The following is a 4,450-nucleotide window of genomic DNA, read 5'->3' as shown; positions in this document are numbered from 1 at the left end:
GACCTTGACATCAGGCCATTCAACCTTTTTTCCGCCCATGATAAAGTAAACAACCAGGCCGCCGATGAGCAGACCCAGAAGCATACGCACCAGTCCTTCGCCGAACTCGCCCAGGTGGGCGGCCACAATCACCGCTCCCTGGGCCCCGGAGAAGGCAGCGATGGCAAAAGCCACGCAGAGAAAGATGCACATCTTGAGATTGGCCAGGCCGCTGCGCATTACCGGCCCCGTGGCCATAAGACCGCTGAACATGGCCACTATAAGCCCGGTTCCCCTGGCAATGACGCTGTCAACCGGGGTGAAGGCCATGACCAGAGGAGTAAAAAGCACTCCTCCGCCGATTCCGCCGATGGTGGCCAGGATGGCGATGATGGTGCTGGCGATGAAGAATCCCACCAGCCAGCCTACCAGAACTCCACCGGGCATGCCACCCTCGGGGGTGGGCACGAAAGCGGCCGCCACTGCCAGCACACCGTAAGAAAGCACCGCCAGTGCTATCATGATGTTCAGCTCAAGCCAGGGCGACTTCAACCACTTGGACATAACTCCCCTCCTTCTGTGAAATTTTTCTCATTGTTATTGACAGTTCCACCCGGAGCCAGCTTCTCACAGCCCATAATACAGCAGGACCAGCCGGAGAAGAAAAACCAGGGGAAAAGTCAGGGCAGAATCGCCCGCAGACCCAGATCAAATCACCAAATCCCACAGGGACTGGTTCTTTCCAGACAAAAAACACCTTCTTGACCAACAAAAAACAATTAAAAAAATTTAACCGGTTTTCGTCCATCTTGCAACAACAAAATACATCACTGTAGCAAATTGCAACATAAATCACAAGCGCTGTCAACTCACCCCTCAACCCGTGTTTACTTGACAAATGTTCAGATATAAGCAAAAAAAAAATCATATCAATTAACACTACAGCGACACTTTATTTGAACTCAAAGGGGACTGGCTCCCCCGCACTTATTTTTCTGTAAGGTTTTCAGAGTCTTTGAAATTATTAGTGCGGGGTGCCTGTCCCCGGTGGCCGAGGCAAAGATTAACACAAAGTGTCGCTGTAGTGTTAAACAGGAGCCGGAATTCATGAAACGGGTTTTTGAAGGCCCTGCCAAGACCTCGGGCAAGAAACAGGTCACCATAGAAGGCCCCATGGCCGGAAACAGATGGACATGGGTTGTGGAATCAGGACTTTACTCCATGGGACTGGAGTCGGCCATCCATTTTCATGACTGCCCCGAACCCATGTCCAGGATCTCCAACCGAATGCACAACCTGCTGAAAAAGTTCGGCCTGCCCGGCACATTCGTGGACTGGGAAACCATGTCCAACCACCGCCTGTGGGATATGGTCAAGAAAAACAAGACACCACTGGTTATCAGTCTGCAGGGACTCATTGACCATAAGACCGTGGAGAATATCCGCGAGCTCAACCCCATTATCCGCATCATTTACTGGTGGGGTCCGCCTGTTCGCCGGGAAGACCAGATAGACAGGATCAAGGAGGTTGATGAACTGGTGGATGTCGTGGCCCTGTCATTTGAAAAAAACGTTGAGCTGCTGCGTTCCCGGGGTGCCAAAAATGTAGTTCACCTTCCCTTTGCCGCTTGTCCCTACCATCACAAGCTCAAGGTCAAGGTAACATCAGGCACGCGTCGTAAGTACGGCCGGGAAGTAATGCTCATCGCCCCCTTTGGGGAGTACGAAGAAGAACTGGTCCGCCGGGTGAGTGAGACCCTGGGCCAGAAGGTGGATGTCTGGGGTGCAGGCTGGTCCGACAGCCAGTGGGTCAGGCATAACGGCCTGATCTTTCCTCCCCGGAACCTGGAGGCCTATGCCTCGTCCAGCATTGTAATTAATCCACACGGCCGGGACTTTGCAGAGCATGACGGGTTAAACCCGGCCTTTTTCGAGATCCCGGCCGCCGGGGGCTTTCAGATTACCGAAGAACAATCCGTTCTGAAAAAACAGCCTTTTCACTCCTATGTGGTCACCTTTCGAGATCCCCGTGAGCTTGCGGAAAAGGTCAGGTACTACCTGCATGACCATGGTGCCCGGGAGAGCATGCGCTCCAGGCTGCAGGCCCAGGTCCTGGAGAAGGAAACCTATGGACAGCGATTTTATGACCTGTTTAAATACATGGACAACTCCGGATGACCCCACAAAAAACAATGATTTTGAAGAATGAGACCAAAGCATACTGTGACGGGTTCAACTGCACCATACTGGAAAGCATCTCCGACGGGGTGTTCACAGTAGATGACCAGTGGCAGATCACCTCCTTCAACCGGGCTGCAGAGCTGATTACCGGGATCTCCAGGAACGAAGCTATTGGCCGCCCATGCTGGGAGGTGTTTCATTCCAGTCTGTGCGAAGCAGAATGTCCTCTCAGCCAGACCAGAAAGTCTGGCAAGGCCGTGGTAGGCAAGGTCTGCTATATTGTCGACGCCAAAGGCAGGCGCATCACCATCAGCGTATCCACATCCCTGCTGCGCAACTCCCGGGGCGAGGCAGTCGGCGCAGTAGAGACCTTCAGGGATTTAAGCGCAATGGAAAGCCTGCGCCTTAAGCTCGAGGGCGATTTCGACATGGGCGAGCTCATAAGCCACAGCCCGGCCATGCAGAAGGTGCTGGAACTGACACCGGCAGTGGCTGAGACTACCAGCACCGTGCTCATCCAGGGGGAAACCGGCACCGGCAAAGAACTGGTGGCCAAGACCATTCATGCCTTAAGCCGCGGCCGGGAATCACCCTTTGTGGCCGTCAACTGCAGCGCCCTTCCAGATACCCTGCTGGAGTCGGAACTTTTCGGATACAAGGCCGGGGCGTTCACCGGGGCTCAGAAGGACAAGCCCGGCAGGTTTGCCCAGGCCCGGGGAGGGACCCTTTTCCTGGATGAAATAGGCGATATAAGCCCGGCCATGCAGACCAAGCTGCTCCGGGTGCTGCAGGAAAAGAGCTACGAGCCCCTGGGGGCTGTCCACTCGGAAAAGTCCGATGCCAGGATTATCGCCGCCACCAACAAGGATCTGGAACATCTCGTGGAGATCAAGGCATTTCGCCAGGACCTTTTCTACCGCATCAATGTGGTCCGTATTGACCTGCCTCCCCTGAGACATCGAAAAGAGGACATACCTTTTCTTGTGGAGCATTTTGTGGACAGGTTCAACCTGTTGTTCAACCGGGAGATCCGGGGAGTGGATCCGCAGGTGTTGTCCATTCTCATGAGCCATGACTGGCCGGGCAACATCCGGGAACTGGAAAACATCATTGAAAGGGCCTTTGTCCTCTGCCGCCAGGAAGAGATAACCCGCAGTCACCTGCCCCGGGACCTGATCCTCAGGGAACAGAGGGCCGGGGAACCCCTGAATATGTATTCAGCCAGGCAGGCCCTGGAAGCAGGAAATATCTCCCGGGCCCTGAGACAGTCCCAGAACAATCTGTCCCAGGCAGCCAGGCTGCTGGGCATGCATAGAAGCACCCTGTACCGCAAGATGAAAAAAATGGGCCTGTAAACCGGTTCCAGGCTGTACATGTGATGATGATCACGCAGCAATCCCTGCACCACCCTTCAAGCCCCCAGTACGCCGAATTCCCCCGCAAAAGCCCATAAGCCGCCAGCACGGGATGCACTCCCGCTTTCAACACCCTTTTGTCCCCATGTGCTCACTTGTTATGTTGCAGTTATTCAACATGGTTTTTTATTCTTGTAGCATAACTGCAACACTTTCTGCAAGCCATCCCAATAAAAAATCCATACATATTAAACGATTGCGTATAAAATGCCCTTTATCTTTCCCTGGGCATAATTCGTGCTTGTACCTTGCTTCACAAGGATCAAAGACATGAAATTAGCTGTAAGTAAATGGAACAATCTTGTTGCTCCGGTATTCGATGTTTCCGGGAAGATTCTCCTGGTGCAGTTATCCCCGGTAAGAACCATCCCCCTGGAGTACAAAGAGATATCCGACAGCGACAACCTGGCCAGGATTCGCCGTCTGTCCTCCCTGAGTATAGAAGTTTTGATCTGCGGCGCTATATCCAGGCTCTGGCACGATATACTGACAGCCTGGGACATCCAGGTCATCTCCTATGTCACCGGTCCCTGGGACAGAGTGGTCCAGGCCCTTGCAGAAGGCAGGCTGGACTCCCCTGAATTCTGCATGCCCGGCTGCCCCGTGTACATGCAGACCCGCAACCGGGAATCAAAAACATATGTGGCCTCAGTCATGCGAAACATTGAGTCTGCAGCGTTACAGTAAAGTTAATTTGCTTTTTAAATCGGACCAAAAACTTTTAACACATAACACTACAGCGAAACTTCAAAAATTTATAACCTGTCTCAATTGGGGACAGGCACTTTTGCCGTTTGAAAACTTGCAATTGAACAAAAAATCAGGCGGCAAAAGAGCCAGTCCCCGGAGGTCGATATATAAGTTTCGCTGTAGTG

General features: G+C 52.9%; 3 protein-coding genes and 1 pseudogene. 3 read left to right on the top strand and 1 reads right to left on the bottom strand.

The genetic code is table 11. From position 1 onward, the window contains the following. Positions 1-543, bottom strand: a pseudogene (locus QZP87_RS02870) (sulfite exporter TauE/SafE family protein); the annotation flags it as partial. Positions 544-1,086: 543 nt separating this feature from the next. Between QZP87_RS02870 and QZP87_RS02865 the strand changes: the two are divergent. From QZP87_RS02865 to QZP87_RS02855, 3 genes are all read left to right on the top strand, one after another. Further along, a complete protein-coding gene (locus QZP87_RS02865) occupies positions 1,087-2,157 on the top strand; it encodes a glycosyltransferase (protein ID WP_287044470.1) in 1,071 nt (356 codons plus the stop codon). Next, positions 2,154-3,515 (top strand): sigma 54-interacting transcriptional regulator, encoded by a 1,362-nt coding sequence (locus QZP87_RS02860; protein WP_291321410.1) that lies wholly within the window; start codon positions 2,154-2,156, stop codon positions 3,513-3,515. Before QZP87_RS02865 ends, QZP87_RS02860 begins: the two co-directional genes overlap by 4 nt. A 330-nt stretch (positions 3,516-3,845) precedes the next feature. Further along, positions 3,846-4,262, top strand: a complete 417-nt coding sequence (locus QZP87_RS02855) for a hypothetical protein (RefSeq protein ID WP_291321409.1) — start codon at positions 3,846-3,848, stop codon at positions 4,260-4,262. Positions 4,263-4,450 lie beyond the last annotated feature (188 nt).

The sequence above is a fragment of the Desulfonatronospira sp. genome (assembly GCA_003563255.1).
In the GTDB taxonomy this organism is placed as follows: domain Bacteria; phylum Desulfobacterota; class Desulfovibrionia; order Desulfovibrionales; family Desulfonatronovibrionaceae; genus Desulfonatronospira.
This window is presented reverse-complemented; position numbering and strand designations above follow the sequence as displayed.